The sequence below is a fragment of the Vogesella sp. AC12 genome (assembly GCF_024437575.1).
GTDB lineage: Bacteria > Pseudomonadota > Gammaproteobacteria > Burkholderiales > Chromobacteriaceae > Vogesella > Vogesella indigofera.
The window spans coordinates 1-3,269 of record NZ_JANFNU010000023.1 but is presented as its reverse complement, the minus strand read 5'-3'; the positions used below and the strand labels follow the sequence as shown (position 1 = coordinate 3,269).

General features: G+C 55.9%; 4 protein-coding genes. 2 read left to right on the top strand and 2 right to left on the bottom strand.

The genetic code is table 11. The features are described 5' to 3' along the window. Positions 1-29: 29 nt before the first annotated feature. Entirely contained in the window at positions 30-923 is an 894-nt protein-coding gene (locus NOM55_RS17295; RefSeq protein ID WP_255909888.1) for a LysR family transcriptional regulator, read from the bottom strand. A 93-nt stretch (positions 924-1,016) separates the two neighbouring features. On the opposite strand from NOM55_RS17295, the gene NOM55_RS17290 reads away from it, so the two are divergent. Continuing rightward, positions 1,017-1,430, top strand: a complete 414-nt coding sequence (locus NOM55_RS17290) for a hypothetical protein (protein WP_255909887.1) — start codon at positions 1,017-1,019, stop codon at positions 1,428-1,430. A 179-nt stretch (positions 1,431-1,609) separates the two neighbouring features. Here NOM55_RS17290 and NOM55_RS17285 read toward each other — a convergent pair whose 3' ends face one another. Next, positions 1,610-2,461, bottom strand: coding sequence for a LysR substrate-binding domain-containing protein (locus NOM55_RS17285; RefSeq protein WP_255909886.1), 852 nt, complete (start codon positions 2,459-2,461; stop codon positions 1,610-1,612). Positions 2,462-2,551: 90 nt separating this feature from the next. Here NOM55_RS17285 and NOM55_RS17280 point away from each other — a divergent pair, with 90 nt between their 5' ends. Next, positions 2,552-3,268, top strand: a complete 717-nt coding sequence (locus NOM55_RS17280; RefSeq protein WP_255909884.1) for a LysE family translocator — start codon at positions 2,552-2,554, stop codon at positions 3,266-3,268. Position 3,269: the final 1 nt, after the last annotated feature.

Genomic DNA, 3,269 nt, shown 5'->3' with positions numbered 1-3,269 from the left:
TCCAGCAGCATTTGCGTAAAATCTGCAAGCTAGGGGTAACTTGCACCAACCGGCTCTACCCGAAGCGACAACCCACTAATCTCCCTGTAGAACAACCGGCTTAATTGCTCCACCCCAGACTCGGCGCCATCACGCGTATACAGTGCCAACTGTACCGGCGGCAAGTCCGGCAAGTGCTCATGGCGCAGAACCTGTACCCCTGCTGGTAACGTGCCCGCAAGTAGGGCACTGATGCCAAGCCCTGCCTGCAATGCCACCTGCACTGCCTGCAGATTAGAGCTCTCGAATACGCAACGCCATGCCACCCCGGCCTGCTGCAAACTGGCAAGTGAAATATCACGCCACAGGCACGGTGCCGCAAATAGCACCAGCGGTAACGTAGAGGTCGTCAGGTCGAGAGTTGTCAGGCCCGCCCACAGCAAAGGGCAGGAGACCTGCCACCGTGGCGTCAAGCCCAGCGGCCAGGCAGGGTCCGCGATGATCAGATCGAGCTCGCCGACAGCGAGTAATTCACCTAGCCGGGTGGTTGACGCCACCGTGATGCTCAGCTGCCAACGAGGATGAGCTGCAACGAAATCGCTCAGCACTGTCACCAGTCGCGCCCCAACGACATCCTCGATCAAGCCGATGTGATAGCACCTCTCCTCATCCTGCTCACCCGCCCCACAACCGGGGACCAATTCGTCGGTCAGTGCCAGGATACGTTCGGCGTATGGCAACAACGCTGCCCCGGCCATGGTTGGCACTATGCCGCGTGGCGAACGCAGCAGCAGCGTCTGACCGACATGCTCTTCCAATTTGCGGATCTGTTGGCTCAGCGCCGGCTGTGTACGTGCGAGTCCACTGGCTGCCCGGTTAATGCTGCCAGCACGTAGCACTGTCACAAAAGCACGTAGCAACCCCGTATCGAGATCAGTGGCCATAATAAAACCTTATAACTGGTCCAATAAAATACAGTCTACCTATAGCTTGTCCATTGAGCCACAATTGACCACCCCTTACTCTAGGACGTCATCATGTATTTCATAACAATTCTAGTAGCGGTGGCTGGCTCGGTAACTTATCACCTGTCACTCAAGCACTTGCCCGCCACGCTCAACCCGTTCTTTTCACTTGTGGTCATTTATGCCTTCGCTTTGTTGATTAGCCTGGCGGGCATGGCGCTCTATCCAACCGGTAGCCGTAGCCTGAGTCAGCTCAACTGGAGCGTCCTAGGCGCGTCCCTAGGCATCATTGGCATTGAGGTGGGCTTCCTACTCGCCTACCGCGCTGGCTGGAGCATGGGTTACACCGCCTTGAGCACTAATGTGCTGACCACCTTGATGCTCCTACCACTTGGCTATCTGCTGTACCGAGAGCAACCTACAGTGGAGCGACTTGCTGGTCTGTTGCTCTGTTCAGGCGGACTGTGGCTGTTGTTACGCCGCTGAGCATCGCGCTAACTCTTCAAGACCTGCGAAATGCGAAATGCGTAACACTGAATCCATGGGATGGACTCCTCCCTCCTGATACGGCATCAACGTGCCAGACTGAAAGTGTCAACAAACCAGTCAACAGAAACGAGGAGTCCACCATGAAGATTATGCGCATCGGCATCGATCGCGGGCATTCAATACCTCAACTCCTGGAAAATCAATTCGGCAAGAAAATCGCAAGGTGGTCTTGTGGACTGTGCACTGCGCGCCAGGACCATTTCCAGTTCCGCCAGGCGAGGCAAGCCCTCGGCCACGCCCAGCTGAATCAAATGTGCAGGAACACCGCAACGTGCCAGCGGAGCAATAGCCAGACCGGCATCGACCATGCTCACCAGACCTTGAATGCTGGGGCTTTCATACGACATGCGATAGGGGATGCTGGCCCCCTGCAGCGCCTTGATGGCGTTGGCGCGGGCGACGCTGCCTTCAGCAAACACAGCGATGAGCAGAGGGTGCTCCTTCCATATTGGTCGGCTTGCTGCCGATCCAACCCATACCATGGGTTCCAGACGAATGAACTCCCCTGGGCAGCCTTTGGTTCTGGTGATGCACGCTAGGTCGAGAGTGTTGTCTTTGATTTGCAGCGCCAACTCATGGCTGGGCCGGCCGACTACCTGAATCTCGACTCTGGGGTAAGTTACCGAGAACTTCCTCAATACCGGTGGCAGCAGGGAGGAGGCATAGTCGTCCGGCATGCCTATGCGTACGCGGCCTCTGATTTCAGGACGAACCATCTCGGCCCATGCTTCATCGCGCAATGCCAGCATCTGGCGTGCATAACCCAGCAGGGTATGGCCATCTGGCGTGAGCACCAGATTGCGGGTGTTTCGAATGAACAATGGCTTCCCCAGTGCGGCTTCCAGCGCCTTGATCTGCATACTGAGTGCGGATGGCGAGCGGTGTACCTGCTCGGCACCGGCAATGAAGCTGCCACTATCTGCCACGGCTACCAGCATGGCGAGTACGTCCAAATCCAGTTTTTTCATTTAATCAGAAAATCTGAGCAATTGATTAATTTTAATTGGTTTTACTAAATCCCGTCAGCATCGAATACTCATTGCCATTGAGCAAGTTCGATGCGCGACGGCTGGCCTTGCGACGGATGTGTGCAAGAACTTTTTACGGATATTCGCGAGAAACGGATGGGAGCGATCAAAATGCAAGAAGCTGCTTCGCTTTATGGCTTTCTGACGGTTGGCACCATGATGGCGATCACACCGGGTCCCAATATGGTCTATGTGATTTCTCGCTCCATTGCGCAAGGACGGAGAGCTGGGCTGATTTCGCTTAGTGGCGTGCTCATTGGCTATCTGTTCTATATGTTTGGCGCGGCATTTGGTATCACCGCTTTCTTCCAAACGCTGCCCGATGCTGCTCGCGTCCTGAGTGCAGGGGGGGCGGCATATCTAGCCTACCTTGGCTGGCATGTCATCCGACCGGGTGGTCAGTCGCCCTTACAGATTCGCGGACAGTTACCGCAGGAACGTCCAAGCAAGCTGTTTGTAATGGGCGCCAGCACCAGCCTGCTCAATCCCAAATTGGCGATGATTTTCCTGACCCTACTGCCGCAATTCATCGACCACCAGCGTGGTCATGTCCTGCAGCAATCCTTGTTGTTGGGTTCCTTGCTGATTGTGGTGTTTGCCTTGGTAAATGGCAGTATGGCGTTATTTTCCGGCAGAATGGCGCGGTTTCTGTCCTGTCGCCCGGGCTGGCTACTCGTGCAGCGTTTGCTGATGGGGGGAACCCTGCTTGCCCTCAGCGGGGAAATGGCACTGCAGGCTTGGCGCTGAA